This is a genomic window from Nocardiopsis oceani (genome assembly GCF_054777395.1).
The window spans coordinates 1-21,495 of the sequence record NZ_BAAHAR010000049.1; the positions used below are offsets into that span (position 1 = coordinate 1).

At 69.4% G+C, this 21,495-nt stretch carries 16 protein-coding genes; 9 read left to right on the forward strand and 7 right to left on the reverse strand.

What is annotated here, in order from left to right:
- Positions 1-139: 139 nt before the first annotated feature.
- The gene (locus tag ACYVDG_RS26170; RefSeq protein WP_460759133.1) at positions 140-1,627 is read right to left on the reverse strand and encodes an acyl-CoA synthetase; all 1,488 of its coding nucleotides are present in this window, start codon (positions 1,625-1,627) and stop codon (positions 140-142) included.
- Between the two features lie 503 nt (positions 1,628-2,130).
- Between ACYVDG_RS26170 and ACYVDG_RS26175 the strand changes: the two genes are divergently transcribed.
- The 7 genes from ACYVDG_RS26175 to ACYVDG_RS26205 all read left to right on the forward strand — a co-directional run bounded on the left by ACYVDG_RS26175 (position 2,131) and on the right by ACYVDG_RS26205 (position 12,618).
- Entirely contained in the window at positions 2,131-4,977 is a 2,847-nt protein-coding gene (locus ACYVDG_RS26175) for a cellulosome protein (RefSeq protein WP_460759136.1), read from the forward strand.
- Between the two features lie 120 nt (positions 4,978-5,097).
- Positions 5,098-6,168, forward strand: a complete 1,071-nt coding sequence (locus tag ACYVDG_RS26180; RefSeq protein ID WP_460759139.1) for a LacI family DNA-binding transcriptional regulator — start codon at positions 5,098-5,100, stop codon at positions 6,166-6,168.
- Between the two features lie 85 nt (positions 6,169-6,253).
- Positions 6,254-7,501, forward strand: a complete 1,248-nt coding sequence (locus ACYVDG_RS26185; RefSeq protein WP_460759142.1) for a sugar ABC transporter substrate-binding protein — start codon at positions 6,254-6,256, stop codon at positions 7,499-7,501.
- Between the two features lie 34 nt (positions 7,502-7,535).
- Positions 7,536-8,525, forward strand: coding sequence for a carbohydrate ABC transporter permease (locus ACYVDG_RS26190; protein ID WP_460759146.1), 990 nt, complete (start codon positions 7,536-7,538; stop codon positions 8,523-8,525).
- Entirely contained in the window at positions 8,522-9,337 is an 816-nt protein-coding gene (locus tag ACYVDG_RS26195) for a carbohydrate ABC transporter permease (RefSeq protein ID WP_460759150.1), read from the forward strand. Before ACYVDG_RS26190 ends, ACYVDG_RS26195 begins: the two co-directional genes overlap by 4 nt.
- 80 nt (positions 9,338-9,417) lie before the next feature.
- Positions 9,418-11,451 (forward strand): glycoside hydrolase family 127 protein, encoded by a 2,034-nt coding sequence (locus ACYVDG_RS26200; protein WP_460759153.1) that lies wholly within the window; start codon positions 9,418-9,420, stop codon positions 11,449-11,451.
- A 177-nt stretch (positions 11,452-11,628) separates the two neighbouring features.
- Positions 11,629-12,618, forward strand: a complete 990-nt coding sequence (locus ACYVDG_RS26205) for a LacI family DNA-binding transcriptional regulator (RefSeq protein WP_460759341.1) — start codon at positions 11,629-11,631, stop codon at positions 12,616-12,618.
- Positions 12,619-12,623: 5 nt separating this feature from the next.
- On the opposite strand, the gene ACYVDG_RS26210 is transcribed toward ACYVDG_RS26205, so the two are convergent.
- On the reverse strand, positions 12,624-13,310 hold the full coding sequence (locus ACYVDG_RS26210) for an RraA family protein (RefSeq protein ID WP_460759157.1): 687 nt from the start codon (positions 13,308-13,310) through the stop codon (positions 12,624-12,626).
- 42 nt (positions 13,311-13,352) lie between these two features.
- Here ACYVDG_RS26210 and ACYVDG_RS26215 point away from each other — a divergent pair, with 42 nt between their 5' ends.
- Positions 13,353-14,375, forward strand: a complete 1,023-nt coding sequence (locus tag ACYVDG_RS26215; protein WP_460759161.1) for an FMN-binding glutamate synthase family protein — start codon at positions 13,353-13,355, stop codon at positions 14,373-14,375.
- On the opposite strand, the gene ACYVDG_RS26220 is transcribed toward ACYVDG_RS26215, so the two are convergent.
- Positions 14,354-15,535 carry a low temperature requirement protein A gene (locus ACYVDG_RS26220; protein WP_460759164.1) on the reverse strand — a complete coding sequence of 394 codons (1,182 nt, stop codon included), beginning with the start codon at positions 15,533-15,535 and terminating at the stop codon, positions 14,354-14,356. The genes ACYVDG_RS26215 and ACYVDG_RS26220 overlap by 22 nt on opposite strands.
- 62 nt (positions 15,536-15,597) lie before the next feature.
- Between ACYVDG_RS26220 and ACYVDG_RS26225 the strand changes: the two genes are divergently transcribed.
- On the forward strand, positions 15,598-16,035 hold the full coding sequence (locus tag ACYVDG_RS26225) for a PPOX class F420-dependent oxidoreductase (RefSeq protein ID WP_460759167.1): 438 nt from the start codon (positions 15,598-15,600) through the stop codon (positions 16,033-16,035).
- Positions 16,036-16,107: 72 nt separating this feature from the next.
- Here ACYVDG_RS26225 and ACYVDG_RS26230 read toward each other — a convergent pair whose 3' ends face one another.
- The 4 genes from ACYVDG_RS26230 to ACYVDG_RS26245 are packed head-to-tail and all read right to left on the reverse strand — an operon-like array spanning position 16,108 to position 21,292.
- Positions 16,108-17,838, reverse strand: coding sequence for a dipeptide ABC transporter ATP-binding protein (locus ACYVDG_RS26230; RefSeq protein ID WP_460759170.1), 1,731 nt, complete (start codon positions 17,836-17,838; stop codon positions 16,108-16,110).
- Entirely contained in the window at positions 17,835-18,719 is an 885-nt protein-coding gene (locus ACYVDG_RS26235; protein WP_460759173.1) for an ABC transporter permease, read from the reverse strand. Before ACYVDG_RS26235 ends, ACYVDG_RS26230 begins: the two co-directional genes overlap by 4 nt.
- A complete protein-coding gene (locus ACYVDG_RS26240; RefSeq protein WP_460759176.1) occupies positions 18,716-19,672 on the reverse strand; it encodes an ABC transporter permease in 957 nt (318 codons plus the stop codon). The genes ACYVDG_RS26235 and ACYVDG_RS26240 overlap by 4 nt, the downstream gene beginning before the upstream one ends.
- A gap of 3 nt (positions 19,673-19,675) precedes the next feature.
- Positions 19,676-21,292, reverse strand: coding sequence for an ABC transporter substrate-binding protein (locus ACYVDG_RS26245; RefSeq protein WP_460759181.1), 1,617 nt, complete (start codon positions 21,290-21,292; stop codon positions 19,676-19,678).
- Positions 21,293-21,495 lie beyond the last annotated feature (203 nt).

Sequence of the window (21,495 nt, forward strand, 5' to 3'; positions counted from 1 at the left end):
CTTGGTCTGCGGATGTTGAAGCCGTCCTGGCAGCGGTTGAGATCAGCTTGACGAACCGCCGGATGCGTGGTTCGCATGTCCGGTGGTGTGGGAGGCGGGTCGGGCGACCCGACCCGCCTACCCGATTCCGCTTCCCTGGTCAGGTATGGAGCTCCCGCTTGAGGATCTTGCCCATGTCGTTGCGGGGCAGCGAGTCGACCACGTGCAGTCGTCGGGGGCGTTTGTGCGGTGCCAGCTCGGCGGAGACCAGCTTCGCGAGCTCCTCCAGGGACGGCGGGGCCAACCCGCCCGGGACGATCCAGGCGGCGACGCGTTCGCCCAGGTCCCGGTCGGGCTCCCCGGTGACGGCCGCCTCGGCCACACCCGGATGGGAGAGCAGCACGTTCTCGATCTCTCCGGCACCGATCTTGTACCCGCCGCACTTGATCAGGTCGGTGCTCTTGCGGCCGACCAGCCGAACGGACCCGTCGCCGTCCCACACGGCCATGTCCCCGGTGCGGAACCAGCCGTCCGACATCGCCTCGGCCGTGGCCTCGGGCCGGTTGAGGTAACCGCTGAACAGGTTCGGGCCGCGCACCTGGACCTCGCCGATCTCGTCGGACCCGCCGCCCCCGCTCTCGTCCGCCCCGGATACGCCGTTCCCGGACCCGCCGGGCTCCAGAGGCGTGCCCCCGTCGTCGACCAGGCGCACCTCCACGCCTTCCAGCGGGGTGCCCACTGTGCCGGGGCGCGAGAGGCCGCCGGGGCGGACACTGGTGTTCATCAGGGTCTCGGTCATGCCGTATCGCTCTACCACCCGGTGGCCGGTCGCGGCGGTCAGGCGCTCGTGGTCGGACACCGGCAGCGCGGCCGAGCCGGACACGAGCAAGCGCGCTCGGGCCAGGTCCCGGGCCAGCGACGGGTCCTCGGTGACGGCCTCCGCGAGGCGGTGGTACATGGTCGGGACGCCGAAGAGCACCGTGCCTTCGGCGAAGGACCGGGCAGCCGCGACGGGGTCGAACCGGCCCAGGTGGCGCAGGTGCCCGCCCAACCGCAGCGGTCCCAGAACCCCCAGTACCAGGCCGTGCACGTGGAAGAGGGGTAGCGCGTGCACCAGCACGTCGTCGGCGGTCCAGTCCCAGGTCCGGGCGAGGGTGTCGAGGTTGGTCCGCACCGCACGGCGGGACAGCAGGACCCCCTTGGGCGGCCCCGTCGTGCCGGACGTGTAGACGATCAGCGCGGTCCGCTCGTCGTCGACCCGCCGTACGAGCGGGGGAGTGCCCGGTGCGGGCGCTGCGTCCACTGCCAGGCGGGGTAGCGAGTGCACGGCCTCGGGCAGGTCCTCGCCGCCCTCCTGGGGCGAAGGGGAGTGGAGAAGCAGGTCCGGAGCACTGTCACCGACCACGTGCCGCAGCTCGCTCTCCCCCGAGCGCGGGTTCAGCGGCACGGCCGGAACGCCGGCCAGCACCGCCGCGGTCACGGCGACGCACGTCTCGAGGGTCGGGGTCGCCCACACGGCGACTCGGCCGTCGCGGGGGAGCTCGGCGGCCAGCCGGGAGGCGGTCTCGGAGAGCTCCCGGTAGCTGAGGGACCGGTCGCCGAAGCGCAGTGCGGGCCGGTCGACGGGCTCGGTGACGAGGGGGAGCAAAGGACGGTTCCCTTCGGGGCGCGGACAGGACGGGGCAGGGCACGATCCCCGGGGTATCCCCTTCGTACCCTGGGCCGCCCGCCGGGGAAACGGTCGCGCGCGGGCGGCCTCCGACCGGTGGGAAGCGGTCGCGGTCCGTGCGGTCCGTCGGGGGTGCCGACCAGGTCCGGGAGACCAGCTCGGAGCGGGTCGTTACCGCTCACATTCCGCAGGATCCCCTCAGGCGAACACCACCGCGGATCGGTGTTGTTGACCTTGCGGCGAGCGGGACTTCTACGCGAATCATCTGACGAAAGGGGGTTGACCGTGATGATGTTCGCGTTAACAATTGGCGCAATCGCAAGCGTGACCCCCATACCTGGCGTGTTCGGGCGACCGCGGGTCCGCGCTCATCGTCGAACCGGTTCGACGAAATCGTTCGGAAACAGAGAGGAATCAGGGGATCCCCGTCCGTGGAACGGATCGGAACCCGGCAGGTACAGCCACAACAGGAGCAGCCCCCCATGGTGCCCAAGACGTCGAAAAAGCCCCTCTTCTGCCTGTTCTCGGCCGCGCTCGCCAGCACTCTGGCCGTGAGCCCCATGACAGGAGCCACCGCCTACGCGGGCCCTCCGCCGGGCTCCACCAGCGATCAGTATCCCGCTGACGTCCAAGCTGCAGTCGACAACCCCGCATTGGTGGGAGACGTGAACCACAGCCCGCGGATCAACGACCCCGACGCCCAGCGGCTCACCGTGGACCTGGCCGCTGGTACCGGAGATTTCCACGGAGGAGCCTCCGGCCTCCTGTACGGCCTCTACGGCCCGGGTCTGCCGACCGACAACCTCATCGAGGGGATGAACGTGCGCACCGTGGCCACCAAGGGCCAGGACGGCGCACAGCACCCAGGGTCGGACGCACTGGAGGTCCTGCCCTCCCTGGCGGAGGCGACGGACGGCGACATCTACGTGCGGACCACCGACTACTACCGCGGCTTCCCCTACGAGTGGCCGGGGGAGACCCCGGAGGAGAAGCTCTCCGGCTACATGGAGGTCGTCGAGACCCAGCTCGGCCAGATCCAGGAGCTGGACCCGGCCCTGCTGGACAACATCGTCATCGAGCCCTACAACGAGCCCGAAGGCAACATGTTCGGGGACGGTGAGTGGAGCTACGACGGCACCAGCTGGCTGGACGACCCCACCGACTTCTTCCGGGCCTGGGACGACACCTACGCGCTCATCCGCGAGGAACTGGGCGACGTCCGCATCTCCGGCCCCAACACCAGCATCCTGTTCGACGAGGTCGAGGGGTTCCTCGAGCACACCGTCGCGGCGGGGACGGTGCCGGATGTCATCACCTGGCACGAGCTCAGCCACCCGGACCAGATCCGCGGATCCGTCGAACGCTACCGCGGCTGGGAAGCGGAGGCCTTCGCGGGAACGGAGTACGAAGGCACAGAGCTCCCGATCAACATCAACGAGTACGCCTTCAACTACCACACCTCCGTCCCCGGGCAGATGATCCAGTGGATGTCGGCGATCGAGGAGTCCAAGGTCGACGCCATGATCGCCTTCTGGAACATCAACGGCAACCTGTCGGACAGCGCGGTCCAGGCCAACCGGGCCAACGGCCAGTGGTGGCTGTACAACACCTACGGCAACATGACCGGGCAGACGGTCGAGGTGACCCCGCCCCACCCCGGCGAGAACTACACCCTCCAAGGGGTCGCCACCCTGGACGAGGAACGGGCCCTGGCCCGATCGGTCTTCGGCGGCTCCGACGGCGCGGCCCGGGTCGCGTTCGACAACGTCCCCGAGGAAATCTTCGGATCCAGCGTCCACGCCTGGGTGCGGGAGATCCCCTGGACGGGGCAGATCGGCGACGCCGCCCAGCCCCAATTGATCGCCGAGGAGGTCGTCGACGTCCGGGACGGTTCCGTCACCTTCGACTTCGGCGACGTACTGCCTTCCCTACAGGAGTCCTCGGCCTACGAAGTCGTGCTCACCCCCGCCGGCGACGGCACCCCCACCGGTGAGCCCCCGTTCCAGTGGCAGGGATCGTACGAAGCCGAAGACGCCGAGTACACCGGCAGCGGTTACAGCCTGAACGGCCCCGAGGGGTCGCCCGAGGACGTCTCCAAGTACTACACGTCCGGCGGCTACAACGTCGGGGGGCTCAGAACCGGGTCGGACGGTGTCCTCGACTTCACCGTCGACGTCCCCGAGACCGGGACCTACGACCTGAGCGTCTTCGCCAACTCCCTCTACACCGACGATCTGGTCGAGGACCAAGGGCCCACCAACGTGTTCCTCCGCGTCAACGGAGAGGAGGAGCAGGAGCTCTTCCTGCCCCTGGCCTACAACTGGGTGGTCTGGGACCACACCGACACCACCGTCGAACTCCAGGAAGGGGAGAACGTCATCTCCCTGGCGGCGGAGAGCCTCGACGGTGAGGGCGCCACCCAGGGTGACGCGATCATCGACCGCATCACCCTTGACCTGCCCTCAGGCACGGAGGGCAGTACCTACGAGGCCGAGACGGCCGTCCTCGAGGGGGCCACACCGGTCTACCGGGACGAGCGCCTGCAGGGGCAGGACGTATCCGGCTCCGGCGCGGTCGAGGTCGGCTCCGGAGACAGAGTCACCTTCTGGGTCTACTCGGAGGAGGACGCCGAATCCCTCCTCGAGGTCCACTCGCTGGGTGACGGGGCGGCCGACCTGTCGGTCAACGACCGGGGCGTCGCCCGGGTCAGCGAAGGGACGACCGCCACGGCGGTGTCGCTCTCCGGCGGGGTCAACAAGGTCACCGTGACCGGCGACGAAGGAGCTGTGCTGGTCGACCGCCTCGATGTCACCGACGGTGAAGGGCACTTGGCATCGAACGTCCACGATGCCGAGGAAGCCCGCATCGAGGGTTCGGCGGAGGTCGTGGACCTCTCACTTTCCGACACCGGGTCGGCGGTCGACGGCATCGGCGGTGAGCCCGGCAACCAGAACACGCTCACCTTCGACGTGGTGGCCGCGGAGGCGGGTTCCCACGTCATGCGGGTGCGCTACGCCAACCCGGAGACCTCTCCGTCGACGCACTACAACCCCAACCCCGTCGCTCGCAGGGCCGACATCTCGGTGAACGGAGCTGAGGCCGAACCCGTCCTGTTCCCCCCGACCTACCACGCCAACAACTTCTGGGAGCTCAGCGTCCCGGTGGAACTGGAGGAGGGGGCCAACACCGTCACGTTCGCCTCCGAAGAGCTCCCCGACTTCGACGGCGACTCCTACGCGTCCGAGACCTGGCCGGACTTCCTGCTGCGGTCCCAGTACGCGCCGGTCATCGACAACATCACCGTCACGAGGCTCGCCGCGGACCTCTGACGGGACTGACGAGTACGCGTGGCACCACACGGGGCAGCCGGGTCCCGCAGGACGTCCTCCGGGACCCGGCTGCCCCCTTCCCGAACACTCAGCGAACCGGTTCGACCGGCTGGAGGGCCAATGGTCACCATCGGCGACGTGGCACGGGAGGCGGGCGTCTCCAGGAGCACCGCGTCCTACGCCTTCTCGAACAAGCGCCCCATCTCGGCCGAGGTGCGCCAGCGTGTGGCGGAGGCCGCCGACCGCCTGGGTTTCACCCCCAATGCGGGCGCGAAGGCCCTGGCCACCGCACAGACCATGGTGATCGGCCTGCTCGCCCGGTTCCTGGACGACGAGTTCGCCCCGGCCATGCTGCAGTACATCACCGGTGTGTCCGACAGCGCCAGGAAACTCGGATACGACACCCTCCTGGTCAGCGAGACCGACGGTGCCCGTGCTCTGCGGCGGATCACCCGCTCCAGGAAGGTGGACGGGGTGGTCCTGCTCAACGTGGCCGAGGACGACGACCGCCTCCCGGTCCTGCGGGAGGCACCGCAACCCGGAGCCCTCGTCGGACTGCCCGGGGAAAGCTCCGGTGTGGACGTGTTCGACCTGGACTTCGAGCGGGCGGGGCGCCTGATGGTCGACCACATGCACCGGCTGGGCCACCGGGAACTCATCTTGGTCTCACAGCCCGAACACGTGGTGGAGCGGGGCGGCGCGTACGTGTGGCGCCTCCAGAACGCCGCTCTCGACCAAGCCCGCCAGCACGGGGTTCGCCTGCACGCCGTGTTCGGTGAAGCCCAGCAGCCCGCCATCGGCCGCAGGCTCAACGCCCTCCTGGACACCTATCCGGCGGCCACGGGTCTGCTTCTGAACAACGAAGCCGCGGCTGCCGCGCTGCCGTCCGTTCTGCACGGTCGCGCCAGGAGCGTTCCGGAGGACCTGTCGGTCGTCGGCCGCTACTCCGACGAGTTCGCCCGTACCTTCTCCCTGCCCTACTCGTCCGTCGAGAGCGCACCCCGGGACCTGGGGCACATGGCCGTTCAGCAGCTCGTCCGCCGTATCGAGAGCACCGCACACAGAGCCGAACCATGGGTGACCCGGCTCCTGCCCCCGGAGCTCGTCGACCGGGGCAGCATCGGCCCCCCGCCCGCCCGCGCAGAACAGGAAGCGCACGGGCCGAGGAATCCACCCGTTCCCCGCCGGTAGTCACCGGCCGCTCACCGTCGCCCGCACGCGTCAGCGACCGCGGGCCCAGCAACAGCGAACGACGGCAACCCCCTGAGAGGTAACGATGAAACAGCACGGCAACCGAGGGCGGAACCTCGTCCGCGCGGGAGCTGTCACCGCTTCCGTCCTCCTGCTCGCCTCCTGCTCGTCGGCGGACGGTGACGCGCCCGCCGACACCTACGCCTGGTGGGACCCCTACCCCCAGCACGAGGATGCCTCCGACTGGGCCCAGCGGGTGGACGCGTGCGGCGAGGAGGCAGGGGTGAGCATCGAGCGCGCGGCCTACGACACCACGGACCTGACCAACCAGGCGCTGTTGGCCGCGCAGGAGGGGGCGTCTCCGGACGTCATCCTGCTGGACAACCCGGCGGTGCCCACCCTGGCCGAGACGGACATGCTCACGACCATGGACGAGTTCGGCCTCGACACCTCCGAGATCGACGACAACCTCCTGTCCGCGGGGGTCGTCGACGGCGAGGCCTACGGCATCCCGGTCGGTGCGAACACGCTCGCGATCTTCTACAACGAGGCCGTACTCGACGAAGCCGGGGTGGACCCGGAGTCGGTCACCGATTGGGAGTCCCTCACCGCGGCCCTGGAACAGGTGTCCGGCACCGACTACCGCGGCGTCACCTTCGCCGGGATCGGCACGGAGGAGGGATCCTTCCAGTTCCTGCCCTGGTTCTGGGGTGCCGGCGCGGATCTGCGCGATCTGGACTCACCCGAGGAGGTCGAGGCACTGGAGCTGTGGCAGGGCTGGCTGGGCGAGGGGTACGCGCCCGACTCCGTGCTGACCAACTCCCAGAACACCGTATGGGAGGAGTTCCTGACCGGTGAGTTCGCCTTCGCCGTGAACGGCACCTGGCAGGTCGACAGTGCCGCCGAGGCCGACTTCCCCACAGGGGTCATCACGCTGCCCGGACAGGACGGCGGTATCGCGCCCACCCCCACCGGGGGTGAGTTCATCACCGTTCCGGTCCAGGGCGACGAGGAGCGCTACGAGGTCACGACGACGATCGTCGAGTGCATGACCACGCCTGAAGGACTGGTGGAAACCGCCAACACCTTCGCCTACTACGTTCCGCCCACCACTGAGGGACAGGAGACGCTTCTGAGCGAGGACGGCGAGCTCGAGCCCTGGGTGGATGCCGTCCGCAACGCCAAGGGGCGCACCGGTGACGAGCTCGGATCCGACTACCCGCTCATCTCCGAGGCCCTGTGGAACGCCGTGCAGAACACCCTGAGCGGGTCCATGACCGCGGAGGAGGCGCTGGCGCAGGCTCAGGAAGAGGCGGCCGCCCAGATCGACTGATCCACCTCTCGGACGACCTTAGGAACAGCACGTCATGAGTTCGACGCTGCGGAACACCGGGTCACCGTCCCAGCGGGAGCAAGCCTCCGCCGATTCCGTCCCGTCCCGTGACCAAAGGGGTGCGCGACGGTCTCGGCGGAGACTCCCCGGGCGGCGGTGGGCCGCGATCGCCTTCATCTCACCACTGATCGTCTACCTGGCGGCCTTCTACGCCTATCCGCTCTACAGGAACCTCGACCTCAGCCTGCACGACTACACCCCCCGGGCTTTCGTGCAGGGCGAGGCGGACTTCGTCGGTTTCGCCAATTTCGCCGAGATCGCCTCCTCGGGAACCTTCGGTCCGGCCCTGTGGAACACGGTCCTGTTCACGCTGGTCTCGATCACGGCCCAGTACACGATCGGACTGGCGCTGGCGGTCTTCTTCAAGGCCCACTTCCCGCTCTCCGCCGGGTTGCGCGCCGCCTTCCTGATCCCCTGGCTCCTGCCCATGATCGTCTCGGCCTCGACCTGGTCGTGGATGCTCAACAGTGACAACGGCCTCGTCAACTCCGTGCTCGGCACGTTCGGTATCGGCCAGATCAACTGGCTGACCTCACCCGAATGGGCGCTGGTCTCGGTCATCATCGCCAATATCTGGCTCGGGATCCCCTTCAACCTGGTGATCCTCTACGCCGGGTTGCAGAACATCTCCGACGACCTCTACGAGGCCGCTGAGCTCGACGGGGCCAATGCCTGGCAGCGGTTCTGGCACATCACCGTGCCGATGCTGCGCCCGGTCTCGGTCATCACGCTGCTGCTTGGCCTGGTCTACACGCTCAAGGTGGTCGACGTCATCTGGATCATGACGCTCGGCGGCCCGGGTGACTCCTCCACCACCCTGGCCATCTGGTCCTACCGCAGGGCCTTCGGTACCGGGCAGCCCGACTTCTCCCAAGCCGCGGCCGTGGGCAACCTGCTCATCGTCATGGCCCTGGTCTTCGGGTTCGTGTACCTGTACCTGCAGCGGCGGGAGGAGAGGGCGTGAACGCACGGCGCGCGTGGTGGAAGACTGCGCTGGGAGTCCTCTTCACGGGGATCATGCTCTTCCCCGTGTACTGGATGTTCAACATCTCCCTCACCCAGACCGAGGACCTGCGGGCGGACCCGCCGCACTGGTACCCCAGAGAACCCACACTCGACGGCTACGCCGCGGTCTTCGAGCAGCAGCTGCCCCACCTGGGCACCAGCCTGATCATCGGCCTGGGCTGCGTACTACTCACCCTGCTGGTCTCCCTGACCGCCGGGTACGCCCTCGCCAAGCTGTCCCCGCCTGGGCCCGGCGTGATCGGTTTCCTGCTCCTGGTGGCGCAGATGATCCCGAGCGTGGTCATGGCAATGGGTTTCTACGCCATCTACGTCCGCCTGGGCTGGCTCAACACGGTGTGGGGCCTGATCGTCGCCGACTCGACGATCGCCGTCCCCTTCGCGGTGATGCTGTTCACCGCCTTCATGTCCGGGATCCCCAAGGACATCATCCAGGCGGCGAAGGTGGACGGGGCCAGCACCTGGCGCATCTTCCGTTCCATCGTGCTCCCGGTCAGCCGGAACTCCATCCTGACCGTCTCGCTCTTCGCCTTCCTGTGGGCGTGGTCGGACTTCATCTTCGCCTCCACGCTCAACCGGAACGGGGACCTCATCCCGATCACCCTCGGGATCTACAACTACATCGGCAACAACACCACACAGTGGAACGCCATCATGGCCACGGCCGTGGTCGCCTCCATCCCCGCGGCCGTCCTGCTCGTGGTGGCGCAACGGTACGTGGCCGGCGGAGTGACCGCGGGAGCGGTCAAATGAGCCACCGGGTGCGCAGAGGAAGCGCGCCCGGCCGCAACCCGTCGGCACAGCCGACCGAACAGCAACGTCAGGAGACACGCGTGACCGCCCAAGAGCAAGCAATCTCTGCCGGACCCGCGGGGGGAAGCCCCGTCGTCCCCTCCCGCGGCCGTCACCGCCCCCTGGGTCTGGACGAGATCACCATCGACTCGGGCTTCTGGGCGACGCGACAGCTCGCCAACTCCCGCAACACCCTGCGGCACTGCGAGGAGTGGATGGAGCGGTTGGGCTGGATCGGCAACTTCGACAGGGTCGCCGACCACACCACCGGTCCGGACCGGCCCGGATGGTGTTTCTCCGACTCCGAGGTCTACAAGCTCATGGAAGCCCTGGCCTGGGAGCACGGGAGGACCGGACGCCCCGAACTGGACGCCTCCCTCCGACGGCTCACTGAGCAGGTGGGGCGCGCCCAGGACGCCGACGGCTACCTCAACACCTGCTACGGCCACGGCGGCCAAGAAGCCCGCTACAGCGACCTCGAGAACGGCCACGAGCTCTACTGCACCGGCCACCTGCTCCAAGCGGCGGTCGCCCGGGTGCGCACCCGCGGACCCGGGGACCGGCTCGTCGACATCGCGAGAAGGGCCGCCGACCACGTCTGCGAAGTCTTCGGCCCCGACGGGAAGCACGGCCTGTGCGGACATCCCGAGATCGAGGTCGGACTGGCCGAACTGGGCCGGGCCCTAGGGGAGGAACGCTACATCGAACAGGCCCGGATCTTCCTGGACCGGCGCGGTCACGGGACGCTACGCGGGGACCGGGTGCCGTTGGGAAGCGCCTACTTCCAGGACGACGTACCGATCCGGGACGCGCAAGCCCTGCGCGGACACGCGGTCCGCGCCCTCTACCTCGCGGCCGGAGCGGTGGACGTGGCCGTCGAACAGGCAGACGGGGAACTGCTCAAGGCCGTGGAAAGGCAGTGGGAGCACACGGTGGCCCGGCGCACCCACATCACCGGCGGTATGGGCTCACGCCACCAGGACGAGGGGTTCGGAAAGGACTGGGAGTTGTCGGCCGACCGCGCCTATTGCGAGAGCTGTGCTGGCATCGCCTCGGTCATGGTCTCGTGGCGGCTGTACTTGGCCACCGGTGAGGCCCGGTACGCCGATGTGATCGAGCGGACCCTCTTCAACGTGGTGGCGACCTCGCCCAGCCAAGAAGGAACGGAGTTCTTCTACGCCAACCCGCTCCACCAGCGTGTCAGCGCGGACCGAACGGACCTGGACGCCCTCTACACCAGGGCGGAGGGCGGCATCCGCTCCCCATGGTTCGACGTCTCCTGCTGCCCCACCAACCTCGCCCGCACCCTGGCCACCCTGCAGACCTGTGTGGCCAGTGCCGAACCGGAAGGGCTCAGCATCCTCCAGTACGCCGGCGCGAGTCTGCGCGCACCTTTGGACGACGGTCGGGCCATCGGCGTGGACATCCGGACGGACTACCCCGACGACGGGACCGTCACCGTCCGGATCACGGATCCTCCGCCGGGCGCGGTGACCGTTCGCCTGCGAGTCCCCTCCTGGGCGCGGGGAGCGGTGATCGAGGAGGCCGGAGTGCGCCGAACGGTCGACCCCGGGTTCGCGGTGGTGGACCGCGAGCTGGTCCGAGGCGAGGAGATCGTGCTCCACCTGCCGATGGAACCCCGCGTGACCTGGCCCGACCCGAGAATCGACGCCGTTCGGGGCTGCGTGGCGGTCGAACGGGGGCCGCTGGTGTACTGCGCGGAGTCGGTGGACCTGGCTGGGGTGAGCGACTTGGACGAGGTGATGGTCGACCCCTCCGTCCCACCGGCCGACCACGGAGGACGGGTACGCGCCCGCGGGGCGGTGCGCCCCTTGGCGGCCACCGATCCGCAGTGGCCCTATGCCTCGGATCCCGCCGAGGGGAGGGGTGAACCCGTCGACGTGGTGCTTTCCCCCTACCACCAGTGGGCGGAACGCGGCCCGACCGCCATGCGGGTCTGGTTGCCCGTGGTCCCCGGCGCGGACACGGGTAGCGTGTCCGCGGACGAGCGAAACCGGGGTGGTGGCGGACCGCCGGTCGCCAACGCGCACGTGGTACCGGAAAGCGGGAGCTGAGGTCCGGGTGCCGTCATCGGCGGGGTAGCCGTTGCTGGTGGGTATCCGCACGGGCGTACGGATACCCATCGCATAGCCTGGTCGCCGTGGACATGGACAGTGCGGCAACAAGGGCATGCAAGGAGTAATCGGGTGGACCACTCCGCTGAGGTCATCCGGGGGGAACGCCAACCGTCGATGGCGGACGTCGCCCGACTCGCCGGCATCTCCCACCAGACGGTTTCCCGGGTTCTCAACGGGCACCCCAACGTCCGTGAGCGGACGCGTCTGCGTGTGCGCGCTGCTATCGAGGAGTTGGGGTACCGCCCCAACTGGGCGGCACGCGCCTTGGCGACCGGCAAATCCCAGCACATCGGTGTGGTAGCCCAGAACTCGACCCTGTTCGGGCCCACGTCACTGCTGGCGGCGTTCGAACTCGCCGCCGCGGCGCACGGGTTCGTGGTGAGCGTACGCAGAGTCAGAGTCCTGGACCGGGGCTCCATCGCCCAGGCGGTGGAACACCACCGCGAGCAGAGGGTCGCGGGAATCGTGGTGATGGCGCCGACGGCGGCTGCGGGTGAGGCGCTGGCCGAGGTACCGACGGACATCCCCTTGGTCACGGTGGACGGCGACCCCGAACGCAGTTCCCCCTTGGTGACCGTGGACCAGGAGGCCGGTGCCCGGCTGGCGACCCGTCACCTGTTGGACGCCGGACACGCCACGGTGTGGCATGTGGCCGGTCCCGCTGACTGGTTCGACGCGGCCGGACGGATAGGGGGCTGGCAACAGGCTCTGGAGACGGCGGGGGCGGAGGTGCCTCCGGTCAGCCCGGCCGACTGGAGCGCCGCTTCGGGATACCGGGCGGGACTGCTGCTCGCCCGCATGTCCGAAGTCACCGCGGTGTTCGCCGCCAACGACCATCTGGCCCTCGGGATCCTGCGGGCCATGTCGGAGCAGGGGCGCTCTGTTCCGGGGGAGGTGAGCGTGGTCGGGTTCGACGACGTCCCGGAGGCCCCCTACTACATCCCGCCACTGACCACCGTTCGCCCCGACTTCGACAACGTGGCCACCGAGGCTCTCAACCTGCTGATGGACCGCATCGCCGAACCCCGGGACGGCGCCAGTCGTAGGACCATCACACCCACGCTCGTCGAACGGAGCAGCGTGGCCGCACCGCCCGTGGCCTGACCGGTTTACTGTTCGTTACTGCGCTGCTCGCCCCTGCGCAGCGCTTCGGGATCCTCGCCCCTGATGACCGGCAGAAACCCCTGGTCCGTGCGCCGGATACGCTCGGCCTCGGCGAGGATCCGGTCCACGGAGGCCTCGGGGATGACGAGGGCACCGGAGCGGTCGGCGAAGACGTGGTCACCGGGGTGGACCGTCACACCGCCCACCTGCACGGGGACGGCGGCGGCGTAGGGCGCTACGGTGTCACCGCCCCACCGGGTGGCCTCCCCGGAGCACCAGGTGGTGAAGTCCTGGCCGGCGAGTTCGTCGAAATCGCGCAGGCGCCCGTCGGTGAGCAGCCCGGACAGCCCGTTGTTGGCGATCCGGGACAGCTTCGTGGCGCCTCCGTGGGAGGCATCCGGGTAGCCGCCGCTGGACATCACCAAGACCTTTCCCGCGGGGTCCTCACCCACGGCCCGGTAGAACCACCCGGCGAAGCCCAGCCGGTTTCCCTCGTCGAAGTCGTCGCGGTAGGGGAGGAAGGCCACGGTCGCGGCCGGGCCGAACAGGACCCGCTCCGGGGTGGGGCTGACGAGGTCGAGGACGTGCGCGCGGTGCCCGTGCACGCGGGTCATGGCGTCGACCAGGTCGGCGCAGCCCACTCCTTCGGGTACCGCACAGGTCGCGGACCCGTCGGTGCTTTCTTCCGCCATGACAGCCCCCGTCCGTCGGCGGGCACGGGCGGACCGTGCCCGGTGGTCCCGCAGGTCATCCTTCGCGCCCCGGTCGCTCCGGTCAACCGCCTTGACGGGTTCGGCGCCCTGTCGGAGGAGGCCAAGACCGCCCTGGCCACCGGCGCCGACCACGCGGGAACGGGTATCTGCTCCGGCGAGGGCGGCATGCTCCCCGAGGAACAGGCGGCCAACGGCCGGTACTTCTACGAACTCGCCTCGGCCAGGTTCGGCTTCTCGATGGACAAGGTCTCCCGCTGCCAGGCCTTCCACTTCAAGGGGGGCCAGGCCGCCAAGACCGGGACCGGCGGACACCTGCCCGGGCACAAGGTCCGGGGCCGCATCGCCGAGGTACGCGAGCTGCCCGAAGGGGAAAGCGCCGTATCGCCGGCGCGCTTCCCCGACCTGACCCCGCCCGCCGACTTCAGGGAGGTCGCCGCGCGGGTCCGCGAGGCCACCGGGGGCATCCCCGTCGGTTTCAAACTCTCCGCGCAGCACATCGAGCGCGACATCGACGCGGCCCTCGACATCGGTGTGGACTACGTGATCCTGGACGGGCGCGGCGGCGGTACCGGGGCTGCCCCGCTGCTGTTCCGCGACAACATCTCCGTGCCCACCATCCCCGCGCTCGCCCGGGCCAGGCGCCACCTCGACCGTTGCGAGCGCGGCGACGTCACCTTGATCATCACGGGCGGACTGCGCCTGCCCGCCGACTTCACCAAGGCGCTGGCCTTGGGGGCCGACGCCGTCGCCGTGTCCAACGCGGCCATGCAGGCCATCGGCTGCCTGGGGATGCGCGCCTGCCACACCAATAAGTGCCCCGTCGGCATCGCCACCCAGGACCCGAAGCTGCGCGCACGCCTGCCCGTCGACGAGGCCGCCGAACGCCTCACCCGGTTCCTGTTCTCCTCGGTGGACCTCATGAAGGTCATGGCGCGCGCTTGCGGCCACGACCACCTGAAACGGCTCAACCCCGACGACCTGGTGGCGTGGAAACGCGACCTCGCCGACCTGTCCGGGGTCGCCTACGGCGGGGCGGGCGCCTGACGCCGCCGTTCGAGCTGGACCACGCCCGCGGTCACGGACGCCACCAAGGCCAGGGTGACCAGGGTCGGCAGGAACGGTCCGAGCGCGAACACGGCCAGGAGCGTGCCCGCCGCGACGACGCGTTTGACGCTGAACGCGCCGGTGGTGCGCAGAGTGAAGGCGATCTGCCCGAGCAGGTACAGCGTCACGCCCCCGATGAGCGCGACCAAGGGGAGCCCCGTGAACGGTTCGGAGAGCCGGTAGCCGGGGTCGCCGACGAACTCCAGCGCCTTCTTGAGCCCCAGAGCGGTGAGCAGAATCCCGGTCACCAAGGGAAAGTGCAGATAGCTGTAGGCATCGCGCGCCACACGGGGCTGTTCGGCCTCCGGAACGGCCTCCACGGCCCGCCCGGCCACCGGCGCGTTGACCTCGAAGTAGGCGCGCCACAGCGTCCCGGCCAGGACCAGCCCCAGGATGGCCGCGGCGACGATCGGCCACGACATGGGGAGTCCGGCGACGCCGAAGCCGATCGACAGCAGGGATTCGCCCAGGGCGATGATGATGATCAGTCCGTGGCGCTCGGCGAAGTGCTCCGCCGAGTGCAGGCGCCAGCCGCGTGCCCCGCCGAGGAAGTTGCCGAGGTAGTCGGCCAGCAGCGCCGCGCCCCACAGGGCGGTCTGGGTGGCCCCGTCGGTCCCGGCCGCCAGCAACAGCAGCCCGGTGGCGGCCAGCATCGACGGGGTGAAGCGCAGGAGCTGGGCGCGCAGGCCGTCGTCCCCGCGCGCCGCCGCCCAGAACAGGACGAGGTGCACTGTACGGAAGACGAAGTAGCACCCGGCCAGCAGCAGTGGTCCGGACAGCCCACCGGGTGCGTCGTCGAAGGCCTCGGGGATGGTCAGCGCGAACACGAACATCGTGGCCATGGCCACGAACATGCCGAGCCGGCCCAGGCCCTGGTCGGCCTTGACGACATTGCCCAGCCAGGCGAAGCAGACCCAGCTCCACCAGAGGATGCCGAGGACGAGCATTCCGCGCAGCAGCTGGTGCCAGCTCAGGTCGGCGGCCATGAACTCGGTGACCTGGATCAGGGCGAAGACGAACACCAGGTCGAAGAAGAGTTCCATCGGCGTCACCGCGACATTCCTGCCCGTGAGCTGCAGTCGTCCGCGCGGAAAAGCCATGACGGCATTCTCTGGCGGTCGGGCACGCCGTGTCGAATCCGGATGGCGTTATCGTTGGACGTATGAGTACTGGAGCGTTCGACCCGCGGCAACTACTCGCCGAGCGGAACCTGGGCATCCTCGCCACACTCCACCAGGACGGCCGCCCCCAGCTATCACCGGTGACTCCCTTCTACGACCGCCCCGGTGAACGCATCCTCATTTCGACGCGCGCGGGGCTCGTCAAGGCGGCCAACCTCGAACGCGATCCGCGGGCGGCGCTCAACGTCACCAGCGGCGACGGCTGGTCCTGGGCCACGGCAGAGGGCACCGCCACCCTCACCGGACCCGGGAGCGACCCGCACGACCCGGCCGTCGAGGCGCTCGTCGCCTACTACCGCGCCGCCGCCGGCGAACACCCCGACTGGGACGAGTACCGCTCCGTCATGGTCTCCGACCGGCGGATCCTCCTCACCATCGCCGTCGAGCACGTCTACGGAGCTTCCGTCGGGACTGAGTAGGGGCCACCCGCGGCACCGCGTAGGCGGCAGCGGGGCGCCCGCGGTCCGCTGCCCGCGGGCACCCGAGCCCTGCTAACGCACCCCGGTACGTTTCCGCTGGACTTCGGGATCGGGGACCGGGGCGGCGCTGATCAGCTGCCGGGTGTACTCGTGCTCGGGTGCGGACAGCACCTGCCGGGCCGCTCCCTGCTCGACGATCTCCCCGCGACGCATCACCGCGACCCGGGAGGCCAGCAGTTCCACCACGGCCAGATCGTGGCTGATGAACAGGCACGCGAAACCCAGGCGCCGCTGAAGACCGGTGAGCAGCTCCAGCACCTCGGACTGGACCGACACGTCGAGGGCGCTGGTGGGTTCGTCCGCGATGAGCAGCGAAGGCCCGAGCGCGAGCGCCCTGGCCAAGGCGACCCGCTGGCGCTGACCGCCGGACAGCTGATGGGGGTAGCGCTCCCGCATACCGGGGTCGAGCGCCACGTCACGCAACAGGTCGGCGACACGGCTGTGCAGATCTGCCCCGCGGGCGACACGGAAGCGGCGCAGCGGTTCGGCGATGGCGTCGCCGATGCTCATCCGCGGGTTGAGCGACGAGGCCGGGTCCTGGAAGACCATCTGCATCCGTCTGCGCAGCGGCCGCATGGCACGCCGGGACAGCCCGGAGATGTCCGTGCCGCCCACGGAGACGGTTCCGGAGGTGGGACGGGTGAGACCGGCGGCGCACCTGCCCAGGGTCGACTTGCCTGAACCCGACTCTCCGACCAGCCCCACGATCTCGTCGGCCCCGACCGTGAGTGAGACCCCGCGTACCGCCTTGAAGGACCCGAAATCCACCTTCAGGTCGCGGACCTCCAGCGCCGGGGCGGGCGGCTGCCCCTGACCTTCCTCCGGCGCGGACCGGTCGTCGGGGCCCGCTGCACTCTCCTCCGTGGACGCCCGTTCATGCACGAACACCCGCCCCTGCTCCGTCGCGGCACGGGCCGACCCCAGGTGCGGGACGGCCGCCAACAGCTTCTGCGTGTAGGGGTGCTCAGGGGCCCGGAGCACCTGGTGCACATCACCGGTCTCCACGACCTCACCGCGGTGCAGCACCGCGACGCGGTCGGCGATGTCGGCGACGACACCCATGTCGTGGGTGATGAGGAGGATCGCGGTGCCGAGCCTCCGTCGGAGATCGCGCAGCAGCTCCAGGACCTCCGCCTGGACGGTAACGTCGAGCGCCGTGGTCGGTTCGTCGGCGATGAGCAGCCCGGGGTCGCAGGCGAGCGCCATCGCGATCATCACCCGTTGGCGCTGGCCTCCGGAGAGCTGGTGCGGATAGCTGCCCAGACGGCGCTCGGGGTCGTCCAGCCCGACCAGTTCGAGCAGCTCGGCGGCGCGGGTGCGAGCGGCAGCCCGGGAGAGTCCCATATGTAGGCGCAGCACCTCGCGGATCTGCCAACCCACCGTGAACACCGGGTTCAGCGACGTCATCGGCTCTTGGAAGACGAAGGCGACCTCCTTGCCGCGTACACCGCGCAGGTCGCGCTCTCCCAGCCCGATCAGCTCCCGGCCGCGCAGCCGGGCCGATCCCTGTACGGACGCACCGTGCGGGACCAAGCCGAGCATCGCCATGGTGCCCATGCTCTTGCCCGAACCGGACTCGCCGACCAGCGCGAGCACCTCACCCGAGCGCACCTGCAAGTCGATACCGGATACGGCACGGACCGGGCTGTCGCGGTCCTCGCCGGGCAGGTCGACGGTGAGGTCCGAAGCGCGCAGTACCGGCTCCGTGTCCGGCTCCGCGCCGTCGTGGCGGATGGCGGTCATCGGCGCCTTCCCTTCGGGTCGAGTGCGTCACGCAGGCCGTCGCCGAACAGGTTGAAACCCAGGGTGAGCAGGACGAGCACCAACCCCGGGAACACGGCGAGCCAGGGGGCCTGCGCGAAATAAGCCTGCGAGCTGGACAGCATCGTGCCCAGCGACGGGGTGGGGGGCTGAACGCCCAGACCGAGGAACGAGAGCATGGCCTCACCGATGACGGCGGCTGGGATCCCGACACTGATCTGGACCAGCAGGGCGTTGGCGGCGTTGGGCAGGATGTGCCGGAACAGCACCGCGAAGTCTCCGGCCCCTCCGGCGATCGCGCCGTCCACGAAGTCCTCCTCCGCGAGCCGCATGGCCTCACCGCGCATCACCCTGAGCACGGTGGGGATCTGCGAGACGCCGATGGCGATGGCCGCGTTGACCAGCGAGGGTCCGAGGATCGCCGCCAGGCCCACCGCCAGCACCAGGAAGGGGAAGGCCATCACGGCGTCGTTGACCCGGGAGATCAGCGGGTCGACGTAGCGGCGGTAGTACCCGGCGAGCAGCCCCAGCGGAGCGGCGATCACCAGCGCGAGCAGGACCGCCGCCGCTGCGACCAGGAGCGAGGAGCGCACGGCGTACATCACGCGCGACACCTGGTCGCGCCCGAGCTGGTCGGTGCCGATCGGATCGGCGGCGCCGGGCTGGGCCAGGATGCGGTCGAAGTCGACGGCGGCCGGATCCTGGGGCGCGATCACGGGGGCGAGGAGTGCGACGGTCACGAAGGCCGCGGACAGCACCAGGCCGACCAGGCCCGCGGGATTGCGCCACAGGCGGTGCCAGACCGACCGCCGGGTGGTCGCGGGGTCCGGCGCCCCGGTGCTCTGTGTGGTTTCAGCGCTCACCGGCGGCCTCCCTGGACGCGGATGCGGGGATCGATCAGCGAATAGCACAGGTCCACGAGCAGGTTCACCAGGATGTAGCCGATCGCGGTGACCATGACGGTCGCCTGCACCACGGGGAAGTCACGGGTGAAGACCGCTTCCACCATCAGGTTGCCGAAGCCCGCGAGCACGAAGATCTGTTCGGTGACCACCGCACCGGAGATCAGAGCCCCGAGCTGCATGCCCAGGATGGTCAGCACGGTGATCATGCTGTTGCGCAGGCCGTGCACCAGTACGACCCGGCTGGGGCCGAGCCCTTTGGCGCGGGCCGTGCGGATGTAGTCCGACCCGAGCACTTCGATCATGGACGACCTGGTCTGCCGGGTGACCACCGCCGCCAGCCCGGTGCCGAGCACCACCGCCGGCATGAGCATGCTGGCCAGGTTGCCGCCGACCGAATCGGTCAGGGGCACGTATCCCGACGCCGGCAGCCAGCCCAGGGCCACGGCGAACAGCAGAATCGCCATCAGGCCCAGCCAGAAGTTCGGTACCGACATACCGACCAGCGAGAACGCGTTGGCGGCCCAGTCCGCGGGCCGGCCCTTCCAGACCGCCGCGACGACACCCGTGAGGATGCCGATCGTCGCCGCGACCAGCAGGCTCAGGAGGGCCAGTTCCAGCGTGACGGGCAGCCGGGTCAGGATGGCCTCGGACACCGGCAGGCCCGTGCGTACCGAGTCGCCGAAGTCGAAGCGCAGCATCTGCCCGATCCAGATGAGGTACTGGACCGGTAGCGGCTGGTCCAGTCCCAGACGGTTGCTGATCTCCTCCACGGCTTCGGGGCTGGGATCCTCCCCGGCGAGCAGCATAGCCGGGTCGCCGGGCATGGCCCGTACGCCCGCGAACACGGCGATGGAGACCAGGAGGAGCGTGACGGCCGACTGCCAGAGTCGACCCAGAAGATAGCGTCCCATGCCTCACCCCTGACCCTGGACGTGTCCGGCCTCGGCCGCGCGGATCAGGCCGTCGGGTCGGAGCTCGATCCCGGCGACACCGTCGTGGTGGGCGTTGTAGAGACGGTTGCGAAAGAGGTAGATGATGGAGTTGGTCTCCTGCAGCTGGGGGACCAGCTCGTCGTAGAGCTCCGTGCGGCGCTCGTCGTCGGTCTCCGAGGCGGCTTCGACGATCAGTTCGTCGGTCTCCTCGGTGAAGTGGCCCGAGTAGTTGTTGCCCCCGCCCTGCAAGTGGAACTGGCCGATGTTGCCGTCGGGGTCGACCCGCCCCGACCATCCCTGGATGTAGGACTCGAAGTCGCCCGCCTGCGCGGTGGCGATGGACGAGGCGAACTCGGTGGGCCGCAGCCGGACGTCGAAGCCGACTTCGCCGGCCATGGACTGGATGACCTCGCCCAGCAGCACGTTGGTGGGGTCGTTGGGGATCATCATCTCCATCGTCACGGGGGTGTCCACACCGCTCTCCTCCACCAGCTCGGCGGCTCGTTCCGGGTCGTGGTCGGGGCAGGCCAGGGTGGCTTCCGTCGCGAACTCGCTGATCGGCGGGATGGGTCCGCAGGCGGGTTGGTAGACGCTGTTGAAGACGACCTCGTTGATGGCCTCCCGGTTGAGGGCCAGGGACAGGGCCTCGCGCAGCTCAGGGTGCTCGGCCAGCGGTCCGTCGAACTGCCGCGGATCGTTGCCGACCCCGTCGGCGTTGAGCACGTTCACGGTGAGGCCCATGTACTGGAGGGAGGGCTGGCTGAGCAGGTGCAGCCCGTCCTCCTCCTCGACCTGGGCGACCTCGTGCGGATCGACTTCCTGGATGACGTCGAGCTGCCCGGAGCGCAGGTTGGCCAGCCGGATGGTGCCGTCCGGGATGGCACGGTAGATCAGCCGGTCCAGCAGCACGTTCTCGGAGTCGTAGTAGTGCTCGCTCCTCTCCAGAACGACGCGGTCCTGGGCGACGCGCTCGACGTAGCCGAAGGGCCCCACGCACTCGGGGGCCTGGGCGAAGTCCTCACCGAGCTCGTCCATGGCCGCTGGCGACATCACCATGCCGGCCCGGTCCGCGAGCGTGGCCGGCAGCGCGGGGTCCGGGCGCGACAGGCGCAGCACCACGGTGGAGTCGTCGGGGGCCTCGACGGATTCCACGGATTCGAGTTCGGTGGCCCGTACCGAGCCCGGGAGTTCGCGGTGCCGGTCCAGGCTCTGCTTGACGGCGTCGGCGTCGAAGGCCGTGCCGTCGTTGAACAGGACCCCGTCCGCGCGCAGGGGGATGGTGACCTGGAGCCCGTCTTCGGAAGTCTCCGGCTGTCCGTCGGCCAGTTGGGGGACCAGGTCCAGGTCTGGGTCGACGTCGTAGAGCTTCTCGCACATGGCGTCGAAGATGTGGCGGCCGACCAGGGTCGTGGCCAGTGTCGGGTCGAGCGCGTCGGGTTCCTGGTCCAGGCCGATGACCAGATCGCCCCCTTCGACCAGCTGCCCCTCCACGACGCCGCGGTCCGCGGCGGCGATCTCTTCGGGGTTGACCAAGGGTGTGCACCCGCTGAAGAGCAGGGCGGCGGCGACCGCGGCGCAGCCGGGAACGGTGGGCGGCACACCCCGTCGCCGCTTCGGGAACGGCCCCGTCCGCCGGTGTGGTGTGGGGGGCTGGCGCAACGGAGAACACCTCCGTTCTGGGAAGGGGATCGCCTTCCCTCGTTGGGGCTTTCTTCAGGCAAATGCGACCATATACAGTATCCAGAGTTTGTGGGTCACTATTGAGTTACGACTAGTAGTTCCCGGTGTGCCGATATCCGGCG

What these genes read in the sequence shown, in the direction of transcription:
- ACYVDG_RS26175 (WP_460759136.1), top strand. Translation starts at nt 2,131, where the DNA reads ATGGTGCCCAAGACGTCGAAAAAGCCCCTCTTCTGCCTGTTCTCGGCC.
- ACYVDG_RS26180 (WP_460759139.1), top strand. Translation starts at nt 5,098, where the DNA reads ATGGTCACCATCGGCGACGTGGCACGGGAGGCGGGCGTCTCCAGGAGC.
- ACYVDG_RS26185 (WP_460759142.1), top strand. Translation starts at nt 6,254, where the DNA reads ATGAAACAGCACGGCAACCGAGGGCGGAACCTCGTCCGCGCGGGAGCT.
- ACYVDG_RS26190 (WP_460759146.1), top strand. Translation starts at nt 7,536, where the DNA reads ATGAGTTCGACGCTGCGGAACACCGGGTCACCGTCCCAGCGGGAGCAA.
- ACYVDG_RS26205 (WP_460759341.1), top strand. Translation starts at nt 11,629, where the DNA reads ATGGCGGACGTCGCCCGACTCGCCGGCATCTCCCACCAGACGGTTTCC.
- ACYVDG_RS26210 (WP_460759157.1), bottom strand. Translation starts at nt 13,310, where the DNA reads ATGGCGGAAGAAAGCACCGACGGGTCCGCGACCTGTGCGGTACCCGAA.
- ACYVDG_RS26220 (WP_460759164.1), bottom strand. Translation starts at nt 15,535, where the DNA reads ATGGCTTTTCCGCGCGGACGACTGCAGCTCACGGGCAGGAATGTCGCG.
- ACYVDG_RS26225 (WP_460759167.1), top strand. Translation starts at nt 15,598, where the DNA reads ATGAGTACTGGAGCGTTCGACCCGCGGCAACTACTCGCCGAGCGGAAC.
- ACYVDG_RS26230 (WP_460759170.1), bottom strand. Translation starts at nt 17,838, where the DNA reads ATGACCGCCATCCGCCACGACGGCGCGGAGCCGGACACGGAGCCGGTA.
- ACYVDG_RS26240 (WP_460759176.1), bottom strand. Translation starts at nt 19,672, where the DNA reads ATGGGACGCTATCTTCTGGGTCGACTCTGGCAGTCGGCCGTCACGCTC.